We start from the raw sequence: 22,156 nt of genomic DNA, 5'->3' as shown, positions 1-22,156 counted from the left end.
CCATGCCCTCCGAAGTCCTCTGGTACATCATCCCGCGCGAAGGCGCCTACCCCTGGGAGCCCGAAGGCCGCCGCCCCGTCGACCTCGGCTATCTCCAGCAGCTCGCCGGGACCGTCGAACGCCTCGGCTACAGCGGCGCCCTGCTCGCCACCGACCTGCATGACGTATGGCCGCTCGGCAGCGCCCTCGCCGCCGCCACCGGCCCCCGCTTCCAGCCCCTGCTGGCCGTCCACCCCGGGCTGATCGCTCCCACCCTGCTCGCCAAGATGGCCCTCACCTTCGACACCCTCTTCGGCGGCCGGCTCCGCTTCAACGTCGTCAACGGCTCGACCCGCGCCCTGCGCGAGTACGGACTCAACGTGGAGCACGACGAACGCTATGAGCTGAGCGCCGAGTACTGGTCCCTCGTCAAGCGCCTCACCGCCGGTGAGGTCTTCGACCACAAGGGCCGCTACTACGAACTGACCGACGCCGGGGCGTCCTTCCGCGACCTCAAGCCCGTCCAGACCCCGCACGTCCCGCTGTGGTTCGGCGGCTCCTCACCGGCCGGTATCGAGATGGCCGCCCAGCATGTCGACGTCTACCTCACCTGGGGCGAACCGCCCGCCCAGCTCAAGGAGAAACTCGACCGGGTACGCGAGCGGGCCGCCGCCCACGGCCGCACCCTGCGGATCGGACTCAGGCTGCACCTCATCGTCCGGGACACCGAGGAGCAGGCATGGGCGGCGGCGGACCGGCTCCTCGACGTCACCAGCGAGGCCACCTACGCCCGACAGCTCGGCGGCCGGGCCGACGAGGACGGCGTCGGCTGGCAGCGCCAGTTCCGCCAGCACGGCGGCCGGGTCCCCGCCCGCGCCCGCGAACTGGAGACCCACCCCAACCTCTGGCCCGGCATGAGCCTGTTCCGCCCCGGCCCCGGCACCGCCGTCGTCGGCTCCACCGCCCAGGTGGTGGCACGCCTCCAGGAGTACGAGGCACTGGGCGTCGACACCTTCATCCTCTCCGGCAACCCGCTGCTGGAAGAGGCGTACCGGGTCGCCGAGACCGTGCTGCCCGCACTGGGCGTACGCCCCTGAGGTGCCGGGGATCACCGCTGGTCAACGGCCGTACACGTCCTGAACGTCACCGTCCCCGGACGCGTCTGTCATGTGCGAAGGGCACTCCCGACACATGACAACGGGGACTGTGCCGTCCCGCGCCGCGCTGCGAATCTTCTTCAGGTCGATGTCACCCACGACACGACCTGGAGGAGGGCCAGTTGAATCCGGAGTACGCCGCGTACTGCCAGAGCGACGGTGACTTCTATGACGCACCGTCCCGCACCGCCGACGCCGGCGCCCCGGACAGCGACCTCTACCCGCCCGCTCGTACCCCCGTCCCGGACGGCTGGGTCACCAGCCGCTCCGGGGACTGGCTGTCCTGGGTGCCGGAGGGGGTCACCCTGCCCGCCCAGGGCTGGAAGATCCATGTCTCCGCCGCAGCCGACAACGCCGAGTCGGTCCTCGCCCGGGTGCACTCCCACTGCCTCACCCACCGCGTGCCGCACAAGTTCATGCCGGGACCCCGGCTGCTGAAGCTGCGCAACGCCAAGTACGCGGACCGCGCCGGGAGCGGCAAGTTCATCACCGTGTACCCGGGCGATGAGGAGTCCTTCCGCCGGCTGTGCGACGACCTGGCCGCCCTGCTCGACGGCGAGCACGGACCGTACGTCCTCAGCGATCTGCGGATCGGGGAGGGACCCGTCTACGTGCGGTACGGGGCGTTCGCCGCCCGCTACTGCCTGGGCGCCGACGGGCGGCCCGTCCCCGCCGTCCAGGACCCCGGCGGCACCCTCGTGCCCGACCCGCGCGGCCCCCGCTTCACCGTGCCCGACTGGGTCACTCCGCCCGCCTTCCTGGCGCCCCATCTCGCCGCCCGCGAAGCCGTCGCCACGCAGGACATGCCCTACGAACTCCAGGGCGCCCTGCACTTCTCCAACGGCGGAGGCGTCTACCTCGCCCGCGACACCCGCAGCGGCGACACCGTCGTCCTCAAGGAAGCCCGCCCCTACGCCGGGCTCGGCACCGACGGCGCCGACGCCGTGACCCGCCTCGACCGGGAACGTGTGGCGCTGGAGCAACTCGCCGGACTGGACTGCGTCCCGCGTGTCCTGGACTGCTTCACCATCGGCGACCACCGCTTCCTCGCCCTGGAGCACATCCCCGGCCGCACCCTCAACACGGCGATGGTCCGCCGCTTCCCGCTCTCCCTGCCCGCGCCCTCCGCCGAGGCGCTCGCCGAGTACACCGCCTGGGCCGAGGACATCTACACCCGGGTCGAGGCGGCCGTCGCCCGGGTCCACGCCCGCGGCCTGGTCTTCAGCGATCTGCACATGGGCAACATCATGGTCGACGAGGACACCGGGCGGCTGGCGCTGCTCGACTTCGAGGCCGCCTTCCCCGTCGAGGCCGAGGACCGCACCCAGGTCGTCGCCAACCCCGCCTTCGTCGCCCCCGCCGACCACACCGGCCCGGCCATCGACGCCTACGCCCTGGCCTGTCTGCGGCTCGCCCTGTTCCTCCCGCTGACCACGCTGTTCATGGTCGACCGGGCCCGCGCGCCCCGCCTCGCCCGGCACACCGCCGACCTGTTCCCGCTGCCCCAGGCCACCCTGGAGCCCGCCGTACGGGAGATCCTGCGCGGCACCCCGGCGGAACCCGGGCCCGCGGTGCCCGAGGCGGGGGACTGGCCGCACAGCCGGGACTCCATGGCCCGCGCGCTGGCCGCCTCCCTCACCCCCGACCGCACCGACCGCTGCTTCCCCGGTGACATCGCCCAGTTCGCGAGCCCGGCAGGCGGACAGTGCTTCGGCCATGGCGCGGCCGGGGTCCTCTACGCCCTCCACGAGACCGGCGCCCCCGACTGCCCCGAAGCCGTCGAATGGCTCCTGGACCGCGTCAAGTCACCCGCCCCCGGCACCCCGCCCGGCTTCCACGACGGGCTCGCCGGGATCGCCTGGACCCTCGACCGGCTCGGCCACCCCGCCCAGGCCGCCGAACTCGCCCATCTGCTGATCCGCCAGCCCCTGGACCAGCTCGCACCCGACCTGCACGGCGGACTGGCCGGGATCGCCCTCGCCCTGTACGACCTCGGCGCCACCACCGGCGACACCGCGCTGACGGCCGCCGCCGACCGCTGCGCCCGGCAGGCCGCCCACGCCCTCACCGACGGCCCGCCCTCCTCCCGCACCGGACTGCTGCACGGCGCCACCGGCATCGCCCTGATGTGCGTCCGCCGCCACGAGGCCACCGGCGACCCCGCCCTCCTCGACCTCGCCGCGACCGCGCTCCGCCACGACCTCGACCGCTGCAAACCGGCCCCCGGCGGCGGACTGCACGTGGTGGAGGGACGGCGGCTGATGCCCTACCTCGGTGCCGGAAGCGCCGGGATCGCCCTGGTCCTGGACGACTACCTCGCCCACCGCCCCGACGACGAGGCGCTGTCCACCGCCCGCCGGGCGATCGACCCGGCCCTGCGCTCGCGCTTCTACATCCAGCCCGCGCTGTACCGGGGCATCGGCGGACTCGTCCTGCACCTGGCCCGCACCCACGAGGGCGACCCGGCCGAACGCCACCGGGTCATCGACCGCCACATCCGGCTCATGGACCTCGAAGCCACCCCGTACGCCGGTGAACTCGCCTTCCCCGGAGAGCAGTTGATGCGCCGCTCGATGGACCTGGCCACCGGTACCGCGGGCTGTCTGCTCGCCCTCGGAGCCGCGCTCGCCGACACCCCCGTCGGCCTGCCCTTCCTGCCGCCCCTCCCCGCGCCGCCCACCGGCGCCCCCTGAACGCCCTCCGGCCAGCCCGGAGGGTGACGCACCACCAGCACCACCAGCACCACCAGCACCACCAGCAGTACCTGTGTTGCCTGTGTTGCCCGTTCTGCGAGCACCACGGCACCACAAACGTCCGTCGGAACCGTCCCCATGAAAAAGGAGCACATCATGGCCCTTCTCGACCTGCAGACCCTGGAGATCGCCGAGTCCGCCGAGGAGCAGGCGATCGGTGACCTGGAGACCGGAAGCAGCGCGAGCCTGCTCCTCTGCTCGGGCAGCTCGGTCAGCGTCATCCAGTGCTTCTGAGCGCTCGACCGCTCACCACGCGCTGAGTGAAGCCACCGCTGACGACGAAGGCGGTACGGACCGGCCCCGGACATCCTCCGGGGCCGGTCCCGTCGGCCGCCGCGACGGGCGGCGCACCGCCCCGCCCCCCGGTCCCCGCCTTCGTCCTCCTCGTCCTGTGCGCCACCGGCGGCGCCCTCGCCGCACTCGCCCTGCCCGCCGCGCTCGGCACCACGCTGGACCGGATCGTGGCCGACGGCCGGGTCCCCTGGTCCGCGCTCGCCGTCTGCGCCGCCCTGACGGCCGCCGAGGCCGGGTTCGACGCCCTGGTCACCCTCCTCGGCGGCACCAGCACGGCCACCGGCGCCGCCCGGCTGCGGGCCGCGCTCCTGGACCGGCTGCTCGGCGCCGAACCCGGCCGCGCGAGCGCCCACGCGCCGGGCGACCTCACCACCCGGCTGACGGCCAACGCCGCCGAGGCGGCCACCGTGCCCGCCGCCGTCGCCCAGACCGTCGGCGGCGTGCTGATCCCGGTCGGCGCGACCGTCGCCCTGTTCGCCGTGGACCCCTGGACTGGCCTCGCCCTGCTCGCCGGGTTCCCCGCGCTGCTCGTCCTGCTCCGCCTCCTGGTCCGCCGTACGTCCGTCACCGCCGCCGACTACCAGCGCGAACAGGCCCTCGTCGCGGCCCGGCTGACAGAAGTCCTGGACGGCGCCGCGACCGTACGGGCCGCCGGGACGGCCGCCCGGGAACGCGCCCGGGTCACCGAACCCCTCGGCCGTCTCTCCGCGCACGGCCACCGCACCTGGGACATCCACGGCCGCGCCGCCGCCGGAGCCGCCGTCCTGCTGCCGCTGCTGAGCCTGCTGGTGCTGGCCGTCGCCGGACTGCGCACGGCCACCGGCGCGCTGGGCGTCGGCGACCTGCTCGCCGCATCCCGCTACGCCCTGCTCGCGATCGGCCTCGGCGTCCTCACCAGCGCCCTCAGCGGCATCGCCCGGGGACGCAGCGCCGCCCGCCGCCTGGACCCGCTGCTCGCCCTGCCCGCCGTACCGCATCGCGCGCGGACGCTGCCGCCCGCCGGGAACGGGACGCTGGAACTGCGCGCGGTGGAGGTCGTGAGGGACGGCCGACGGCTTCTCGCAGGCGTGTCGTTCACCGTGCCCGGCGGCACCTCGGCCGCCCTCGTCGGCCGCTCCGGCGCGGGGAAGTCACTGGTCGCCGCGGTCGCCGGACGGCTGGCCGACCCCGACGCCGGGACCGTGCTCCTGGACGGCGTCCCCCTCGACACGCTCGCCCCCGGCCCGCTGCGCCAGGCCGTCGCCCACGCCTTCGCCCGCCCCGCCCCGCTCGGCACCACCCTGGCGGACACCGTCACGGCGGGCCCGACCCGTCCGTACGCCCGGACGCTGCGGCGGGCCCTGCGGGACGCGTCCGCCGCCGACTTCACCGGACGCCTCCCGCTCGGCCTCGACACCCCGCTCACCGACGCGCCGCTGTCCGGGGGCGAGCACCAGCGCCTCGGACTGGCACGGGCGTTCGCCCGCGACGCCCGGCTGCTGATCCTGGACGACGCCACCTCCAGCCTCGACACGGTCACCGACCACCGGGTGCAGCGGGCCCTCGCCCGCATGGCCGGGACCCGCACCCGGCTGGTGGTCACCCACCGGGCGTCGGCGGCAGCGGCGGCGGACCAGGTGATCTGGCTGGCGGACGGCACAGTGCGGGCCACCGGATCGCACGCCGACCTGTGGCGGGACGCGGCGGAGTACCGGGCGCTGTTCGCGGCGGACGGGGAGCACGACGGACAGGACGGCCATGAGTGAACTGGGGGCGCTGCGCCGGGTGCTGCGGGAGGGACGTCCGTTCCTCGCGGCGCGGCGGGGCGCGCTGGTCCGGCTCGGCGGCTGGTCGCTGCTGGAGGCGGGCCAGACCTTCGCGGGCGGATACGCCGTCGCCCGCTCCCTCGACGACGGCTTCCTCACCGGCGCGCCCGGCACCGGACTGCTCTGGCTGGCGTTCGGCGCCCTCGCCCTCGTCCCCGCGTTCCTCGCCACCCGGGGCGTCTTCGCCCGCCTCGCCGACCTGGTGGAGCCGTTGCGGGACGGACTGGTGCGCCGGGCGGTGCGCCGCGCCGTCGACGGCGGTACCGGCGGCCCGGCGACCGCCGCCCGCGCGGTCGCCCAGGTCACCCGGCAGAGCGAGATCGCCCGCGACGGCTGGGCCGGACTTGTCCTGGCCGCCCGGGGCTTCGTGTTCACCGCCGCCGGAGCACTGGCCGGGCTCGCCGCGCTCGCCCCGCGTCTGCTGCTGGTCGTGCTGCCTCCGCTGCTGCTGGGCGCGGCGCTGTTCCTGGCCACCGTGGTCCCGATGGGCGCCCGCCAACGGGCCTGTCTGGACCTGGACGAGGAGTACACCGCGCACGCCGGTCAGACCGCCGCCGCCCTGCGGGACATCGCGGCGGCGGGCGCGGCCGGACCGACCACCCGCCGCGCGGCCGACCTCACCGCCCGGCAGACCCGCGCGGCCCGCTCCCTGGCCCGCTGGGCGGCGGCCCGGGTCGTGGCGCTGGCCGTCGCGGAACGCGTCCCGCCGCTGTGTCTGCTGGCCGCCGCGCCCTGGCTGCTGCGCACCGGGGCGACCACCGGTGAACTGCTCGGCGCCTTCACCTATCTGACGGCGTCCCTGGCACCCGCGCTGAACGCCCTGCTCACGGCGGTCGGCGCGGCGGGCGGACGGCTGATCGTCGTCCTCGACCGCTTCACCACGCCACCGGTGCCGCCCGCGACACCGGCGTTCAGAGAGCCGTCCCTCGCGGGCTCGCGCAAGCCCCCGACCGGGGCGACGGCCACCGAGCCCGAGGCCGAGGCCGAACTCCGCTCCGTCTCCTTCGCCTACGGCCCCCGCGCCCGGCCCGTCCTGGACCGACTGGACCTCACCCTGAGCCCCGGTGACCATCTGGCGGTCGTCGGACCCAGCGGCGGCGGCAAGTCCACCCTCGCCGCGCTGCTCGCGGGCGTCCTCGCCCCCACCCGGGGCGAGATCCGCTGGCGGGGCGTACCCGTACCGGACCTCGCCCACCGCACCCTGCTGCCCCAGCAGCCGTACGTCGTCACCGGCACGCTCCGCGACAACCTGCGGTATCTGTGCCCGGCCGCCCGGCCCGCCGACATCGCCGCCGCCGTGGCCGCGATCGGGCTGGAGGCGCTGGTGGAGCGGCTCGGCGGGCTGGACGCCGTCATCGATCCGCGCGGTCTGTCGCCCGGCGAGGCCCAGCTCGTCGCGCTGGCGCGGGCGCATGTGGCGAACGCGCCGCTGCTGATCCTCGACGAGGCCACCAGCCAACTGGACCCGACGGCCGAGGCACGGGCGGAACACGCGCTCGCCGCCCGTGCCACGACCCTCGTCGTCATCGCCCACCGGCTCACCTCGGCGCGGCGCGCCGGGCGCGTCCTGGTCCTGGACGGCCCGCGCACCGACACCGGCACCGCGGCCGAACTCGCCGTCCGCTCACCCCTCTACCGGGAACTGGCGGGTCACTGGGACCGGGCGGGAAGGGGCGTGTGAAGCAGGGGCGTGCGAGGTTGGGGCGTCCGAAGCCGGGGCCTCTTCGGCAGGGGCGTCCGAGGTGGCCTCTTCGGCAGGGGCGTCCGAGGCAGGGGCGTCCGAAGCCGGGGCCTCTTCAGCGGATGCGTCTGAAGAAGGCGGCGTCAGAGCCAGCCGAAGTCCCGGGACAGCCGGATCGCGTCCATCCGGTTGCGGGCGCCGGTCTTGCGTATCGCCGCCGCGAGATAGTTCCGGACCGTGCCGCTCGCCAGGTGCAGCGCGTTCGCTATCGAGCTGACCGACTCGCCCTCCGCCGCCAGCGCCAGGACGCGTAACTCCCGTGGGGACAGCGGGACGTCCGTGGCCCGCAGCAGTCCGAAGGCCAGCGACTCGTCGATATGCCGTCCGCCGTCCGCGACCTTGTGGACCACGGCGGCCAGATTGTCCACGGGGCCCAGCTTGTCGACATACCCGGTGGCTCCCGCGTCACCGGCCCGGCGCAGATCACCGGCCCGGTCGCCGCGCGCCAGCACCACCAGGGCGGGGGAGTGCGCGGCGGCGGGGCTCAGGGACTCCATGAAGGTCAGTACCTCCATGGAGTGCGGACACTCCAGGTCCGCCACGAGCACGTCCGCTGGACTTTCCGCCATACAGCCGCGCAGCCCGCCTTTGTCCGAGGTCCGCACCCTGATGCGCGGGTCCGTACTGAGCAGACAGGCCAAGGAGGCCCGCCAGAGGGGCACCGCGTGGACCAGGAGAACGGTCGTCATATGAGTTCCTCCGCTCGGTACGTACGCTCGGTACGACATGGGTGACGGCACACACCGCGATACGGGCGCGGGGCTCGCGCGGAAGGGCGCCGGGGGGCGCTGAAGGGCGCGGCAAGTGGCGTGATGGACGGAACGGCCCAGGGCCGGGGCGCTGTCGGGCACTGTTCGGGTCGGGCTCCTTCGCTCACTTTCCACACAATCGCGTACGCTCTGTGCGTGACCGTTCACCAGTTGAGCACGCTGGATGAGAACGCCACTGACAAAATGCCTAATACGCCAGGCGTGAGGGCGGAGCTGGCCAGAAAACGCGGCCGGGGACGGGGCCGCCGGGCCGGAACACGCCCACCGGAGGGATCAGTTCCGGGGCGTGGATGAGGAACTCGCGGGCCCTGTCACGGCCGCCGTCCGATGCGGGGTCCGGTGACCGGCCCGGTGCCGACGGGCCACATGGGCTGGGCGTCGGCCTGGCGAGGACGTTCCGGCCGGGGGCGCCAGGAGGGTGCCCCCGCCGTCGTGCGGGCGGGTCAGGCGAGGGGACTCACCCGCCCCGGGCGAGGGGCGCGCGGTGCGGGTGGCTGTCCGACTCTCCGACTCTCCCGGTTGTCCGGCTGTCCGGTTGTCCGGCTCCGGGCTACGGCCGGTAGGCGGCCCGGTTGTGGTAGGTCACCTTCTCCGCGGGCAGCCTCGTCGGGGCGAACAGCTGGTCCACGGTGACGAAGTGGAAGCCGCGTGCCTTGAGGGCCGTGATGATGCCCGGGACCGCGTTGACCGTCGTGCGGTGGATGTCGTGCAGCAGGACGATGTCCCCCGGCTTCGTCTGCTCCTTGACCGTCTTCACGATCCTGGCCGAGTCGCGGTACCGCCAGTCCAGCGTGTCGACGCTCCAGTGCACCAGCGGCCGGTCGGCGGCCTGGCGGACGGTCGCGTTGTGGGCGCCGTACGGGGCGCGCAGGGTGCTGGGCTTGACGCCGGTGGCCTGCTTGATGGCCGTGTCCGCCCGGGAGAGCTGCGATCTGACCTGCGCTGAGGTGAGCCGGGTCAGGTCGGCGTGGTCCCAGCTGTGGTTGCCTATCTGGTGCCCGGCGCGGTGCGCGTCGCGCGCGGTCGTGGGATACCGCTGGACGTTCTTGCCGACCAGATAGAACGTCGCCTTGACGTTGCGCTCCTTGAGGATGCCCAGCAGCCGCCGGGAGTCGGCGACCGGACCGTCGTCGAAGGTGAGCGCCACACACTTCACCCGGCGGCAGTCGACCGCCGCCGGTGCGGCGCCGGCCGGTACGGCGGTACCGGCCAGAGTGCCACCGCACAGGGCGGTGACGAGGGTTGAGATGACAAGGCGTCGGCGCACAGGGTCCTCCAAGGCGAACGGGTTTGCCTTGTGAGACACACACCAGGGGGCCTTGGATGCCCATGAGATCTGGCCAAGCCGGGGCGGCCGGACGGCTCGGTCGACGGCCGGAACACCCCGTTGTCAGTGGCGGCTGCGAGCCTGGAGGAATGAACAGCGACGAGGAGCGGCTCCTACGCGGCCGGGTCTACGGCACCGACCCCGACCATCCCGGCCCCCGCCCCGGGCAGACATACGTCCATCTCATCGGCGGCCCCTTGGACGGGCTGCTGCTGGACGTCACCGGACGGCCCCCGGACGAACTCCGCACCGGCGTCGCCCTCCGTACCGACCTGGGCCGGTACGGGGTCGGCGGACGCGCGATCTACGACCCGCGGCCCGGCGACCCCCGCCGCTTCGACTGGACAGGGGACAGCCCCTGACCAGCCGCCGGTCCCGTCAGACGGCCGCGGACAGGGTCTCCACGCCGTCCTCACGGATACCCCAGGGCGAGCCGTACGCGGTCAGCAGATCGAGGAAGGGGCGCGGAGGGAGGGCTTCCGGACCGAGGACACCGCTGCCGGTCCACACCCCACCGGCGATCAGCTCCAGGGCGACGACCGGATTGATCGCCGTCTGCCACACCACGGCCTGGGAGCCGTACTCCCGCATCGACCACTGGTTGTCGACCACGTGGTACAGATACACCTCGCGCGGGCGGCCGTCCTTGGTGCCCTTCACCCAGGTGCCCGCGCAGGTCTTGCCGGTCATCCGGTCGCCGAGCGTGGCCGGGTCGGGGAGACAGGCGGCGACCACGTCACGCGGGGAGACGTGTACGGCGGTGCCGTCGGCGGCGCGCACCGGCACCGGCTCCGTCGCGTCCAGGCCGAGCGCGTGCAGGGTCTTCAGCTTGCCGATGAAGTCGTCGCCCAGCCCGTACTTGAAGGTGACCCGCCGGGCGTTCACCCAGCGCGGCACCAGCAGCACCTCCTCGTGCTCGACGTTGACGCACTCCACCGGGCCGATGCCTGCGGGGAAGTCGAAGACCTCCGGCTCGCTGAACGGCTCGGTGGTGAACCAGCCCCGCTCCCGCTCATACACCACGGGCGGGTTCAGACACTCCTCGATGGTCGTCCAGATGCTGAACGACGGGGCGAAGTCGTACCCCGCCACGGCCAGGTTCGCCCCGTCGCGGATGCCGATCTCCTCGATCTCGTCGAACAGCTCCTCCGCCGCGAACCGGGCGAACACATCCGACAGACCGGGCTCGACGCCCATCCCGGCCAGCGCCAGCCGACCCGACTCCTCCCACTCCCGCGTCCGCGCGAACTGCTCGTCGCCGAGCTTCACCCCGCACTCCTCGTAGGGCCGCTCGGGGTGCGGGCGGGACAGCGACATCGCCATGTCCAGATAGTGGCCGCCCGCCGCGAGCGCCGCCTCGAACAGCGGCATCACGAACCGCGGGTCCGTGGCGTTCAGCAGCACATCGCAGCGCTCCTCGGTGAGCAGCGCGGTCACCGCTGCCTGGTCGGAGGCGTCGATCCGGCGCGCGGTGAACCGGCCCGCCGGATCGGCCACCGCCGCGACGGCCGCCTCGGCGCGCCCGAGGTCGTAGTCGGCGACGACGAAGTGGTCGAAGAAGTCCCGCCGCGCCGCGATCCGGGTGATCGCGGTACCGACGCCACCGGCGCCCACCAGCAGTACACGCATGACGAAGCCCTCTCTCCACAGCCTGGCTGTCTCTCCATGGGATACGCGCCGACCGGCGCCCCCGGGAGGGATGAAAGCCGCACGCGCGAGTTAAGGTCAATGGTGTTGGCATAAGCGTCCAAGGGGATGGGAGGTGGGCAGTCGTGGCCAAGCAGGTCGTCCCCGAGGACGCCCGCCGACGGCGGCGCCCCACCCGGCAGGGCACCGTCCTGTCGGAACGCCTGATCGTCGAGACCGCCCTGCGCGTGCTGCGGGAACACGGTGCCGCCGGGCTCACCGTCCGCCGTCTCGGTACCGCCCTCGGCGCCGACCCCAGCACCCTGTACCGCTACTTCGACGGCATGGACGCCCTCACCCTCGCCATCGGCGAGGAACTGATCGGCCGCGCCCTGGACGGCTGGACCACCTGCGGGGACTGGCGCGGCGACCTGCGTGACATCGGACTGCGTATTCACGGCGCCTACCTCGCCCATCCGCAGGCCGCAGTCCTCACCACGAGCCGGGTCACCGGCCGTCCCCGGGAGATCGCCGCCGACGAGACCGTCCTCGGCATCCTGCGCACCGCCGGGTTCCCCGACCCCGAGGCGGTGCTGATCTTCCATGCCTTCATCGACCAGTCCCTCGCCTTCGCCGCGCTGGACGCCGCCGCCCTCGCCCTGACGGAGACCTCCCGCACCCTGGACGAAGCACAGTGGGAGGCGACGTACGCCCGGCTGCCCGCCGAGAGCTATCCGCACATCGCCGCGACCGCGCCGCTGCTCGCCGCCCGGATGAACCGCAGCGCCTACCCGGTCGCCCTGGACATGCTGCTGGCCAGCGCGGACGGCCGGCTCAGGACCCTGCGCCGGGCCGACCCCGGGTGAGCGGCCCGACCGGTCGGGCAAGCCATCGACCGGCTGACCGGTTAATGGGTTGCCCGCGCGCGATCACCCTGGATGCAATGTCCGCCATGCCGACCCACCAGGACCGCACACGGTCGAACATCCTGCCCGAGCCCCTCCGGATCGGGGCCCTCGCGCCACTGACCCCGCCCGGCTGGGTCGAGGCGGGACGGCACCTGCTCGCCGGGATGGAGTTGGCGGTGGGGGATGTCAACGCCGACGGAGGAGTGCACGGGGCGCCTCTTGAGCTGCTGGTCAGGGACACCGCCGCGCAGCCGCAGCGGGCCGAGGCGGCCGTGACGGAGTTGGCCGCCCTGGGCGTGGCCGCGCTGGCGGGGGAGTACCACAGCGTCGTCGCCCGAGCCGTCGCGTCCCGCGCGGACGCGCTCGGCGTGCCCTTCCTGTGCTCCTCGGCGGTGCTCGACGCGCTCACCGACCAGCCGACCGACCGGGTGGCCCGGATCGCCCCGGCGCAGTCCCACGGCTGGCGGATCTACGCGGACCACCTCCTGGCGGCTGGCCATCGCCGGATCGCCGTGGCGGCCGACCCCAGCGTCTACTGGGCGGCCGGGACCGGCATCCTGCGCGACCATCTCACTCCGCGCGGCGGCACGGTCGTCGTCCTCGACCCCGGTGACCCCGAGGCGCTGTGCGACACGCTCGCCGAGCAGCGGGTGACCGCCCTGCTGCTCCTGACCGGCCACCCCGAACCGGCTGTGCCCCTCGTCCGGGCCGTCCGCGCGGACCGGCGCATGGCCGGGATCATGCTGGGCGCCCCCGCCGGACAACCGGAGCTGCCCGGATGGACGGCGCTGCTGGGCCCCGACGGCGCCGGAATCCCCTTCCTGCGCTACCTCCCCGACCACCTCACCCCCCTCGGGACCCGCGCCGAGGCGCGACTGCGGGACCGGCTCGCCGCGACACCATCCTTCGTCGCCTTCGAGGGCTACGACACGATCCTGGTCCTCGCCGAGGTGTTCCGCGCCCAGGGCGCGGACCGGGCGCGGATCGCGGCGGGCTGGGAACAGGTCGCCGTCGACGGCACCCGGGGCCGTATCCGCTTCTCGCGCACCCCGGGCATCGATGTCTGGCAGTGGGTCTGGCCGCCGGTGCAGATCGCCGACCGCGACCCGGCGGACCCCGGTCGGTTCCGCGTGCTGCGCTAGGAGACGACGGGCGGGCCCGGGACGGCGGCGGAGGACGGATCCCCCTGCCGCCGACCCGGGCCGTGGGGTCGTCGTGAACGCCGGTCGGGTCAGTAACTGGTGCTGACGGTGACCCCGCTGAAGCCGTTCACCGCGTACAGACTGATGTACTGGGCGCCCGCCGGGGGGTTGTCCACGGTCAGGGTGTGGCTGTTGCCGCTGCCCGTGGCCCGGTGGGTGTTGCTGGTGGTGCTGGGCCAGCCGCTGCCGCTGTAGTAGAGGTCGGCGTCACCGGTGCCGCCCGAGGTGGTGATGGTCAGCCGGGTGGTCCCGGCGGGGACGTAGAGGTAGAGGTAGGTGTAGTTCCCGGTGGTCGCGGACTGGTTGCTGCGGCGGCAGTCGCGGCCCAGTTCCCTGATGTCGGTGCCGGTGCACTCGGGGACGGTGCCGCCGCCGGAGCTGACGGTGACCGCCCGGGTGGCGGTGGCGGTGGCGCCCTTGTCGTCGGTGACGGTCAGGGTCACCGTGTAGGTGCCGGCGGTGGTGTAGGTCTTGGTGGGGTGGGTGGCGGTGGAGGTGGTGCCGTCGCCGAACGTCCAGGACCGGGCGGTGACCGTGCCGTCGGAGTCGGTGGACTGGTCGGTGAAGGCGACCTTCAGGTTCTGGACGCTGGTGGTGAACGCGGCGGTGGGGGCCTGGTTGCCGGGCGGGTTGGTGCCGCCGCCGCAGTCCCCGGCCGCGCAGCCCGCGAGCCAGGTGTACCAGTCGCTGTCGTAGCGGGTGCCGATGGTGCTGGTCAGATAGGTGCGGGCGGCGCTCCAGTTGCCGCTGCGGTAGTAGCCGAGCACGGTGTCCATGTCGCCGCGGTGCTTGTCCAGCATGTAGCGGGTGGCCAGATAGCCCCAGCGGTAGACGCGGGTGGTGTCATGGCTGTACGTGGTGTCGAAGAGGGTGCTCAGGGCGTAGGTCCGGCGGCCCGCCTCGGTCATCGCCGCCGTGTAGGGCACCCCGCGGTAGGAGTAGGAGACATACTCGGCGAAGCCTTCGATCCACCAGATGGTCGGGGTGGTGATGTTGGCGTTGAAGTCGCCGTACATGTCGAAGCGGCCGTCGAGGTAGTGGGTGTACTCGTGGTTGAGGTTCCATATCTGGAACTCCGGGCGCAGCCATTCCGCCTCGTAGGCGATGAAGCGGGGCAGGTTGCCCGCCGCGGCCGGGTCGCCCTCCAGGTACATGCCGCCGTTGTTGGTGTCGATCCCGAACATGGCACCGGCGTAGGTCTGGTAGTCGGTGCTGGAATCGAAGACCACGACCTCGATCTTCGCGTTGTTGTCCCCGGCGACCGGCCCGCTGTCCCGGACGATGCCATGGAAGTAGGCGTCCTGGTTGCGCATGCTGGTACAGCTTGCGGTCAGCTCGGCGGCGGCCATCTGCTGCGCCCGGATGGTGATGCTGGAACCGCAGCTGTACGTCACCGGCAGCACCGCCCGCGCCAGCTGGCCCTGGAGGTCGCAGGTGCCGAAGTAGGCGCAGTTCGCCTTGTCGTAGTAGTCGGTCATCTCGGCCACACCGACCCACAGGGGAGCGGTGGCGCCCTGGAGGGAGGTGGAGTTGAGGAGCCCGGCGGCCAGCGGACGGACCTTGCTCCGCAGCGCGGAGTGCTGGAGGAACCGGCCGAGTTCGCGTCCCGCGTTGGAGGTCAGATACGACTGGTCGGTGCCCAGCAGCGAGAGATGGCCGGACGCGAAGGAGTAGAGGGAGTCTATGAGGCTGGGGTCGGACTGGACAGCGGTGACGAACGCGGGCACCTGGTGGCCCCGGAAGGTCACCGTGTAGACGTTGTTGACCGCGTTCAGCATCCACCAGGAGGAGTTCCAGGTGGAGTCGTAGTCCGCCAGCAGCCGCTTGACGACATACAGGTACCGGGCGTTCTCCTCGGAGCTGTCGATGAGCGTGACGGCCTCGGCGAGGGTCTCCCCGTTGGCGTCGGTGACATCACGGGAGCGAGGGCTGGCGAAGAACGCGTCGAGCCCGGCGCGGATGGCGGTCCGCAGTCCGGTGCCGTAGGCGCCCACGGCACCGGAGTTGTAGTACTGCACGTAGTACCCGGCGCGCAGATAGAGCACCAGCTGCGGCATCCCGGTGGTGGCGTTGCCCGGGTAGGACGCCGAGCCGTCGCGCAGGGCGTAGGCGACGCTCGTCATCTGCGCCTCGCGGAACGCCCCGTAGGCATCGCTTCCGGTGAGGCTGAACAGGGTGTTCACACAGTCGGTGGTGGACGCCTTGATCTGCTGCACCAGGGCGCTGCCGGTGCGGCCGGTGAAGTCGGAGACATTGCACGCGGCGGCGGACTTCTCCGCCGACTTCCCGGTGCCCTGCTCCCGTGCCGCCGAGGTCGCGGGGGCCGACTCGGCCGACTTGGCGGGCCGCAGCGCGGGTGTGTCGTGGCTGCCGTACGCCTCCTTCAGCGCGTCCTTGTCCGCGGCCAGCGGCGGGAGTTCGGACGCGGTGCGCCGGGTGTCGCCGACATGTTCGGTGTCGGCGGGGGCGGAGGTGCCGGGCATCGGCGGGGGAGCGGTGGGCCGGTCGGCTCCGGCGGCGGCCGGTGCGGCGGTGACCGGTGTCCCGGTGCGGGCACTGGCCGGCTGGGTCAGCAGACCGGCGCCCAGGGCGACGGCCAGGGCCAGCGGCAGTGCCGCACCCAGACCGCGCCGGACACATGACGTTCTCACTGTGCCTCCCATGAGGGGTTGGACCACACGACAAGTGGCCTATGGGGGATGCGAGGGTCGTGGATCGGGGAGGGGGCGTGCCGTCGATCAGGGGAGCACGACCGAGCACGACCGATGCCAAGATTGACATGACCACGACCTTATGTGACATGTACCATTGCACACCTGACATGTCAGAGGGAAGTCATCTGACGGAATCCAGGGTTTTTAAGGGGCTTATGTGCGGGGGCAGTTGGGCTCTGGGCAGGGGGAAGCGCCTGGTGGTTGGGGGGCGGAGGGGATCGCCCTCGTGGATGTCGTCGGGTGCGGCGCGGACCGCTCAGGTCGCCTGAGTCAGGTCGGCTCAGTCAGGTCACTTGAAGTGAGGTCACCTGAGGTGAGGTCAGCTGAAATGAGGTCAGCTGAAGTCAGGTCAGCTGACACATGTGTCGGCGTCCGCGCGGCCGTCCGCCCACAGGGTGCGGACATGGGCGAGATGGCGGCGCATACAGTCCTCCGCCTCCTGGACCCGGCCCGCCACCATCAGATCGAGCAGCTCGACATGCTCGCGCGCGGAGGCGACCAGACGGCCCGACTCGTTCAGACTGCTCAGCCCGAACAGCCGTGACCGCTTGCGCAGATCGGCCACCACATCGACCAGATGACCGTTGCCCGCCAGCGCCAGCAGCTCCAGATGGAACCGGTGATCGGCTTCCAGATACTTCAGGACGTCATGCTCCTCGGCCGCCGTCACGATCCGCTCCGCCAGCGGACGCAGCGCCGCCAACTGCTCGGCGCTCGCCGTGGCCGTGACCCGCCCGACCGTCGGGACCTCGATCAGTGTGCGGATCTCGGTGAACTCGTCGAGGTCCTGCTCGGTCATCTCGGTGACCCGGAAACCCTTGTTGCGCACCGCCTCGACCAGACCCTCCCGGACCAGATCGAGCATCGCCTCGCGCACCGGAGTGGCGGAGACACTGAGCTGAGCGGCCAGGGCGGGCGCCGAGTAGATCGCCCCCGGACGCAACTCACCGGCGGTGAGGGCGGCACGGAGCGCGTTGGCGACCTGGTCCCGCAGATGGGTCTGGACGGAGATCACCTGCGGTTCGAGATGAGGCATCCGTGCTCCTCCGCGTTCCTCCGTCTGATCAGCCCATTAACCTCCCACTATACAATGTGACGTTGCTATGACTGAGGCACGCCGGCGGCCCGTACGCCGTTGTACGGGCCGCCGCCGTGTGCCTCCCTAGGCGGACCCCCGCGAGCCACCCGTCAAGGTGCCCACGGACGTGCCGCGCACGGTCAGCGCAGGGCCGCCAGCCAGTGCTCCACCTCGTCGGCGGCCCTGGGCAGCCCGGCCGACAGGCACTGCGCCCCGTCGGCCGTGATCAGGAAGTCGTCCTCGATCCGGACGCCGATACCGCGCAGTTCCTCCGGGACCGTCAGATCGTCGGGCTGGAAGTACAGTCCCGGCTCCACGGTCAGCACATGGCCGGGTTCGAGCACCCCGTCGAGATAGGTCGTGGAGCGGGCGGCGGCACAGTCATGGCAGTCCAGACCGAGCATGTGGCCCGTACCGCAGACGGTGTAGCGGCGGTACAGATCGGCCTCGGGCGTGGCCGCCGTACTGCCGTACGGGCGCAGCCCCCACGCGTCCAGGCCCTGCCCGATCACCCGCATCGCGGCCTCGTGGAAGTCGCTGTAGCGGGCGCCCGGCCGCAGCGCGGCGATCCCCGCCGACTGGGCGGCGAACACCAGGTCGTACACCCGGCGCTGGACATCGCTGAAGCGACCGCCGACCGGCAGGGTGCGGGTGATGTCGGCGGTGTAGAAGGAGTCCGCCTCGACGCCCGCGTCCAGCAGGAGCAGGTCACCTTCGCGGACCGGGCCGTCGTTGCGCATCCAGTGCAGGACACAGGCGTGTGCCCCGGCCGCCGCGATGGTGTCGAAGCCCAGTCCGTTGCCGCCGAGCCGGGCCCGCCGGTTGAAGGTGCCCTCGATCCAGCGTTCCCCGCGCGCGAGCCCACTGGCGTACGGCAGTTCGCCCGCCACGTCGTGGAACCCGGCGACCGTGTACTCCACGGCCGCCCGCAACTGACCGGTCTCCCAGTCGTCCTTGAAGAGCCGCAGCTCGGAGAGGAAGGTGCGCAGTTCCGCGTCGGCGCGGGGGTCCGTGGCGAGCTGGGCGTCGAGGTGGGCGTCCACCCCGCGCAGCACCCGGGTCGGGACGTCCTCGCGCAGCGCCCGGTCCAGCGCGTCCCGGGACGCCGTCTCGACGCCGAGCGCGTCCGAGGTCTCCCGCAGCGTCCGGCGCCGCCCGACCCAGAACTCGCCGTGCCGCCGGTCGCTGTGGAACTCGGTACCGCGCGGGCCGCCGTCACGCGGCGACCGGGGCCGGGTGAACAGGGTCACCGCGTGCCCGCTCCCGGTCGGCTCGAACACGAGGACGCTGTCGGGAACGGCCTCCGAACCCTGCTCGGCGGTGAGATGGACGAACGCGGAGTGCGGCCGGAACGCGTAGTCGAAGTCGTTGCTCCTGACCTTCGCGCCGCCCGACGGGACGACGATCCGCTCACCCGGGAACCGCTCGGACACCGCCGAGCGCCGCTTCGCCGCGTACGCCGCGCCCGTCAGCGGCGCCGGCCGCAGCCCGGTGTCCGCCCAGCCGCCCGCGAAGGGTCCGCCGCCGTCCGGTACGGCGGACCCGGGATGGTCCCGCCCGTCCGCACTCGTGTCGTGCACGTCGCTGTGCTCTCTCATCGATGGTTCCCCTGTGTCGTGGTGGGGCCGTACCGTCTCGTCGGCCGGGGCGGGACTCAGCCCCGCAGCCGGGCCATCCATGTCTCGACGTCGTCCGCCGTGCGGGGCAGCGCGGCCGAGAGATTCTCGTTGCCGTCCTCGGTCACCAGGATGTCGTCCTCGATCCGCACCCCGATGCCCCGGTACGCCTCGGGCACGGTCAGGTCGTCGGGCTGGAAGTAGATGCCGGGCTCGACGGTCAGCACCATGCCCGGCTCCAGCGTGCCGTCGACATACAGCTCCGTACGGGCCTTGGAGCAGTCATGGACGTCGATGCCCAGCATGTGACCGGTGCCCGCGAGGGTCCAGCGCCGCTGGAGTCCAAGCGTGTACACCTCCTCCACCGACCGGTGCCCGAACAGCCCCCAGGCCGTCAGGTGCTCGGTCAGCACCCGCTGCGCCGCCTCATGGAAGTCGCGGTACGCGGCACCCGGCTTGACCGCGGCGATCCCCGCCTCCTGCGCCGCGTACACCGCCTCGTAGACCTGGCGCTGGAGCGGGGTGAAGCGGCCGTCGACCGGGAGGGTGCGGGTGATGTCGGCGGTGTAGAGGTTGCGGGTCTCCACGCCCGCGTCGAGCAGGAGCAGATCGCCGGGGCGGGCCTCACCGTCGTTGCGGACCCAGTGCAGGGTCGTGGCGTGCGGTCCCGCCGCGCAGATCGAGGAGTAGCCGACGTCGTTGCCCTCGATCCGGGCGCGGGTGAAGAAGGTGCCCTCGATCAGCCGCTCGGAGGTGGGAGCGCCGCTGGCGAGGCTCCGGACGACGTCCTCGAAGCCGAGCGCCGTCGCCTCGCAGGCGAACCGCAGATCCGCGATCTCGAAGGCGTCCTTCACCAGCCGCATCTCGGACAGCGCGACCCGGAACGCGTCGTCGTCGCCGTCCGCCGTCCGCCCGGCGAGAGCGGCGTCGACACCGGCGTCGACACCGGCGTCGTAGCCGCGCAGCAGCCGGACCGGGCCGGTGGCCGCCGCGAGCAGACCGGGCAGGGCACGGACATCGGCGCAGTCCAGACCGAGCAGCCGCTCGTTCTCGGTGAGACTGTTGCGCCGTCCGTCCCACAGCTCGCCGTGGTAGTCGAGCCAGAACTCTCCGTTGTCCCGGTCGGAGCGCGGCAGGAGATGGGCGGTGGCCCGGTGTCCGTCGCCGCCCGCCTCCGGCTCCAGCACCAGCACGGCGTCCTGGGACTGGTCACCGGTCAGATAGGCATAGTCCGAGGAGGGCCGGAAGGGGTACGCCGTGTCATTGGCCCGCACCTTCGCGGTGCCCGCCGGGATCACCAGCAGCTCACCGGGGAAGCGGGCGGACAGCTCCGCCCGGCGGCGCGCGGTGTACGCGGCCTGCGCGATCGGCGTGAGCCCATGCCGCTCGGTGTCCGCCCAGCCCCGCTTCATGTTCTCCGCCAGCTCGGCGCTGACCCCCCGGTACAGCCCGTTCTTGCGCTGCTTGCCCTCGTCCGTCTCCCCGGCCACCGGCGCCTCCTGCCTCGCGTACATCCTGGTCACGTCTCCTCACGGCACCTCGCGGCCATGGCTGCGCCCGGGTGCGGAGACCGTTCACGAATGGTCGGTCCGGACCAGTTCGCAGGCAACGGGGCGAGGCATAGGAGAACGAGCGGTTCGGTCATAACGCCCGGGGCGCATGGTGGTGACGTCCGGTGGTCCGGTCATGGCGTCCGCCGGTCCGGTCATGGCGTCCGGCGGCTTGGTGGTGACGTCCGGCGGCCTGGTCATGGCGTCCGGCAGTCCGGTCATGGCGTTCGCCGGCGTCCCCTCACCGGGGTGTATCCCGCCCCGCGCATAATGGACGGCGATTCCCCTAGGGTGAGGCGGACCGATCCCCAGCGAGGTGTGACCGATGGAACTGGAGCTGCGCCATCTGCGCGTGCTGTGCGCGATCGCGGATTCCGGCAGCGTCGGCCGCGCGGCGGTCGCCCTCGGCTTCACCCAGCCCGCCGTCAGCACCCAGCTCCGCCGGATCGAGCGGCTGCTCGGCGAAGGGCTCTTCGTCCGCAGCAGCGCCGGAATGGAGCTGACCGCCTACGGCGCCGATGTCGTCAGCCAGGCCCGTGAGATCCTCACCCGCGCCGACGCCCTCGTCCGGCGGCGTACGGACGTCCCCGCCCCGGCCGCCGGACCACTGCGCCTCGGCGTCACCAACACGCCCGTGGTGCCGATGCTGCTGGAGGCCCTGCGGGAGACCAGTCCGGACCTCACGGTCTCCGTGTCCAGCGTCTACGCCACCGGTGAACTCCTCAGACAGCTTGAGTCCGGCGAGCTGGACGCCGTCCTCGGCTGCGACTACCCCGGGCTCCCGGTCCGGCACTCCGCCGCCCTCGCCCACCGCGCCATCAACACCGTGCCGATCTTTGTCGCCCTGCCCGCCGCGCATCCGCTCGCGCACCGCGTCGAAGTGCCCTTGGAGGAGTTGTCCGAGGACACCTGGTTCGTCTCCTCCGACGACGGTGTGGGCTGGCCCGGAGCGTTCTACGACGCCTGCCAGGCCGCCGGGTTCCAGCCCGCCGGGACCCATGAGTTCCATGTGCTCGATCAGTTGCAGTCGATGATCGCCAAGGGTATGGGCGTGACCGCCGTCCAGCCCACCCTGCGGCCCATCGACGGCGTCCTCGTCAAACCGCTGGCCGGTGATCCGCTGTGGCAGCGCCATCTGCTGATCTGGCGGCGGGAGGCGGTGCCGGCACCCGTCGTCGAGGCGCTGCACCACCATGCCGTGCGCACCTACCGCAATCTGCTGGCCCAGGCCCCGCATCTCCAGCGCTGGCTGGCCCGCGCCTACACCACTACGCGGCTGCCGGACGGGTTGCGGACGATGGGCGGGGGGTCGGGGGTGTGACGCGGTTGTGGGCGTGGGGTCGGGTGTGTGACGTGGCCGTGTGTGACGTGGCCGTGGGCGCCGTACTGGGCGACTGACTCCGCCGGGCGGCGTCAGCCCTGCGGCTTCCGCCGCTCCGGTGCACCGCGTACCCCCGGCCCTCTCGCGTTGCGCGCGGCTGGGCGGCTGCCCCGGACGGCGGGCCGACCCCAATGCGTCGGGACTCCTGACTCGTCCGGCTGAGGCACCTCGGCCCTAGGGGGTGTCTGACGGATCTCCGTGGCGTCGCGACGCCCGGCACGCACTCACGCCGCCCCCGACAAAATCCCAGGTAGC

Annotated in this window: 17 protein-coding genes; 9 read left to right on the top strand and 8 right to left on the bottom strand. The window is 72.7% G+C overall.

The genetic code is table 11. The features are described from left to right. Nucleotides 1-2: 2 nt before the first annotated feature. The 5 genes from AB0D49_RS40385 to AB0D49_RS40365 all read left to right on the top strand — a co-directional run bounded on the left by AB0D49_RS40385 (nt 3) and on the right by AB0D49_RS40365 (nt 7,669). Complete coding sequence (locus AB0D49_RS40385) at nt 3-1,076, top strand: LLM class flavin-dependent oxidoreductase (RefSeq protein ID WP_362768809.1); 1,074 nt, start codon at nt 3-5, stop codon at nt 1,074-1,076. 182 nt (nt 1,077-1,258) lie between these two features. After that, the gene (gene lanKC, locus AB0D49_RS40380; protein WP_362768806.1) at nt 1,259-3,829 is read left to right on the top strand and encodes a class III lanthionine synthetase LanKC; all 2,571 of its coding nucleotides are present in this window, start codon (nt 1,259-1,261) and stop codon (nt 3,827-3,829) included. A gap of 156 nt (nt 3,830-3,985) precedes the next feature. Further along, on the top strand, nt 3,986-4,123 hold the full coding sequence (locus AB0D49_RS40375) for a SapB/AmfS family lanthipeptide (protein WP_362768803.1): 138 nt from the start codon (nt 3,986-3,988) through the stop codon (nt 4,121-4,123). Nucleotides 4,124-4,149: 26 nt separating this feature from the next. Continuing rightward, nucleotides 4,150-5,928, top strand: a complete 1,779-nt coding sequence (locus AB0D49_RS40370) for an ABC transporter ATP-binding protein (RefSeq protein ID WP_362768800.1) — start codon at nt 4,150-4,152, stop codon at nt 5,926-5,928. After that, nucleotides 5,921-7,669, top strand: coding sequence for an ABC transporter ATP-binding protein (locus AB0D49_RS40365; RefSeq protein ID WP_362768797.1), 1,749 nt, complete (start codon nt 5,921-5,923; stop codon nt 7,667-7,669). The genes AB0D49_RS40370 and AB0D49_RS40365 overlap by 8 nt, the downstream gene beginning before the upstream one ends. Before the next feature lie 143 nt (nt 7,670-7,812). On the opposite strand, the gene AB0D49_RS40360 is transcribed toward AB0D49_RS40365, so the two are convergent. Continuing rightward, on the bottom strand, nt 7,813-8,418 hold the full coding sequence (locus tag AB0D49_RS40360) for a response regulator transcription factor (RefSeq protein WP_362768794.1): 606 nt from the start codon (nt 8,416-8,418) through the stop codon (nt 7,813-7,815). A gap of 631 nt (nt 8,419-9,049) precedes the next feature. Continuing rightward, nucleotides 9,050-9,766, bottom strand: coding sequence for a polysaccharide deacetylase family protein (locus tag AB0D49_RS40355; RefSeq protein ID WP_362768791.1), 717 nt, complete (start codon nt 9,764-9,766; stop codon nt 9,050-9,052). 149 nt (nt 9,767-9,915) lie between these two features. Here AB0D49_RS40355 and AB0D49_RS40350 point away from each other — a divergent pair, with 149 nt between their 5' ends. Continuing rightward, nucleotides 9,916-10,188: a hypothetical protein gene (locus tag AB0D49_RS40350; protein ID WP_362768789.1), complete on the top strand. Its 273-nt coding sequence runs from the start codon at nt 9,916-9,918 to the stop codon at nt 10,186-10,188. A 16-nt stretch (nt 10,189-10,204) separates the two neighbouring features. On the opposite strand, the gene AB0D49_RS40345 is transcribed toward AB0D49_RS40350, so the two are convergent. Next, nucleotides 10,205-11,455 (bottom strand): saccharopine dehydrogenase C-terminal domain-containing protein, encoded by a 1,251-nt coding sequence (locus tag AB0D49_RS40345; protein WP_362768786.1) that lies wholly within the window; start codon nt 11,453-11,455, stop codon nt 10,205-10,207. Between the two features lie 143 nt (nt 11,456-11,598). Here AB0D49_RS40345 and AB0D49_RS40340 point away from each other — a divergent pair, with 143 nt between their 5' ends. Next, a complete protein-coding gene (locus tag AB0D49_RS40340; RefSeq protein ID WP_362768783.1) occupies nt 11,599-12,318 on the top strand; it encodes a TetR/AcrR family transcriptional regulator in 720 nt (239 codons plus the stop codon). A 77-nt stretch (nt 12,319-12,395) separates the two neighbouring features. Beyond that, nucleotides 12,396-13,502, top strand: a complete 1,107-nt coding sequence (locus AB0D49_RS40335) for an ABC transporter substrate-binding protein (RefSeq protein ID WP_362768780.1) — start codon at nt 12,396-12,398, stop codon at nt 13,500-13,502. 89 nt (nt 13,503-13,591) lie between these two features. Here AB0D49_RS40335 and AB0D49_RS40330 read toward each other — a convergent pair whose 3' ends face one another. From AB0D49_RS40330 to AB0D49_RS40310, 5 genes are all read right to left on the bottom strand, one after another. Next, on the bottom strand, nt 13,592-16,225 hold the full coding sequence (locus AB0D49_RS40330) for a collagenase (protein ID WP_362768777.1): 2,634 nt from the start codon (nt 16,223-16,225) through the stop codon (nt 13,592-13,594). A gap of 321 nt (nt 16,226-16,546) precedes the next feature. Next, on the bottom strand, nt 16,547-16,681 hold the full coding sequence (locus AB0D49_RS40325; protein ID WP_362768774.1) for a pentapeptide repeat-containing protein: 135 nt from the start codon (nt 16,679-16,681) through the stop codon (nt 16,547-16,549). Beyond that, nucleotides 16,626-17,312, bottom strand: a complete 687-nt coding sequence (locus AB0D49_RS40320) for a GntR family transcriptional regulator (protein ID WP_362768771.1) — start codon at nt 17,310-17,312, stop codon at nt 16,626-16,628. Before AB0D49_RS40320 ends, AB0D49_RS40325 begins: the two co-directional genes overlap by 56 nt. A gap of 182 nt (nt 17,313-17,494) precedes the next feature. Continuing rightward, nucleotides 17,495-18,952: an aminopeptidase P N-terminal domain-containing protein gene (locus tag AB0D49_RS40315; RefSeq protein ID WP_362768768.1), complete on the bottom strand. Its 1,458-nt coding sequence runs from the start codon at nt 18,950-18,952 to the stop codon at nt 17,495-17,497. Nucleotides 18,953-19,008: 56 nt separating this feature from the next. Continuing rightward, nucleotides 19,009-20,484, bottom strand: coding sequence for an aminopeptidase P family protein (locus tag AB0D49_RS40310; RefSeq protein WP_362768765.1), 1,476 nt, complete (start codon nt 20,482-20,484; stop codon nt 19,009-19,011). A 361-nt stretch (nt 20,485-20,845) separates the two neighbouring features. Here AB0D49_RS40310 and AB0D49_RS40305 point away from each other — a divergent pair, with 361 nt between their 5' ends. Then, nucleotides 20,846-21,841, top strand: coding sequence for a LysR family transcriptional regulator (locus AB0D49_RS40305; protein ID WP_362768762.1), 996 nt, complete (start codon nt 20,846-20,848; stop codon nt 21,839-21,841). Nucleotides 21,842-22,156: the final 315 nt, after the last annotated feature.

The sequence above is a fragment of the Streptomyces sp. NPDC048290 genome (assembly GCF_040652095.1).
Lineage (GTDB): Bacteria > Actinomycetota > Actinomycetes > Streptomycetales > Streptomycetaceae > Streptomyces.
This window is presented reverse-complemented; position numbering and strand designations above follow the sequence as displayed.

Excerpts from the sequence above, each read along its gene's own strand:
- AB0D49_RS40315 (WP_362768768.1), bottom strand. The coding sequence starts at position 18,952 with ATGAGAGAGCACAGCGACGTGCACGACACGAGTGCGGACGGGCGGGAC.
- AB0D49_RS40360 (WP_362768794.1), bottom strand. The coding sequence starts at position 8,418 with ATGACGACCGTTCTCCTGGTCCACGCGGTGCCCCTCTGGCGGGCCTCC.
- AB0D49_RS40330 (WP_362768777.1), bottom strand. The coding sequence starts at position 16,225 with ATGGGAGGCACAGTGAGAACGTCATGTGTCCGGCGCGGTCTGGGTGCG.
- AB0D49_RS40325 (WP_362768774.1), bottom strand. The coding sequence starts at position 16,681 with ATGTCCGCACCCTGTGGGCGGACGGCCGCGCGGACGCCGACACATGTG.
- AB0D49_RS40305 (WP_362768762.1), top strand. The coding sequence starts at position 20,846 with ATGGAACTGGAGCTGCGCCATCTGCGCGTGCTGTGCGCGATCGCGGAT.
- AB0D49_RS40375 (WP_362768803.1), top strand. The coding sequence starts at position 3,986 with ATGGCCCTTCTCGACCTGCAGACCCTGGAGATCGCCGAGTCCGCCGAG.
- AB0D49_RS40385 (WP_362768809.1), top strand. The coding sequence starts at position 3 with ATGCCCTCCGAAGTCCTCTGGTACATCATCCCGCGCGAAGGCGCCTAC.
- AB0D49_RS40335 (WP_362768780.1), top strand. The coding sequence starts at position 12,396 with ATGTCCGCCATGCCGACCCACCAGGACCGCACACGGTCGAACATCCTG.
- AB0D49_RS40320 (WP_362768771.1), bottom strand. The coding sequence starts at position 17,312 with ATGCCTCATCTCGAACCGCAGGTGATCTCCGTCCAGACCCATCTGCGG.
- AB0D49_RS40345 (WP_362768786.1), bottom strand. The coding sequence starts at position 11,455 with ATGCGTGTACTGCTGGTGGGCGCCGGTGGCGTCGGTACCGCGATCACC.
- AB0D49_RS40350 (WP_362768789.1), top strand. The coding sequence starts at position 9,916 with ATGAACAGCGACGAGGAGCGGCTCCTACGCGGCCGGGTCTACGGCACC.
- AB0D49_RS40310 (WP_362768765.1), bottom strand. The coding sequence starts at position 20,484 with ATGTACGCGAGGCAGGAGGCGCCGGTGGCCGGGGAGACGGACGAGGGC.
- AB0D49_RS40365 (WP_362768797.1), top strand. The coding sequence starts at position 5,921 with ATGAGTGAACTGGGGGCGCTGCGCCGGGTGCTGCGGGAGGGACGTCCG.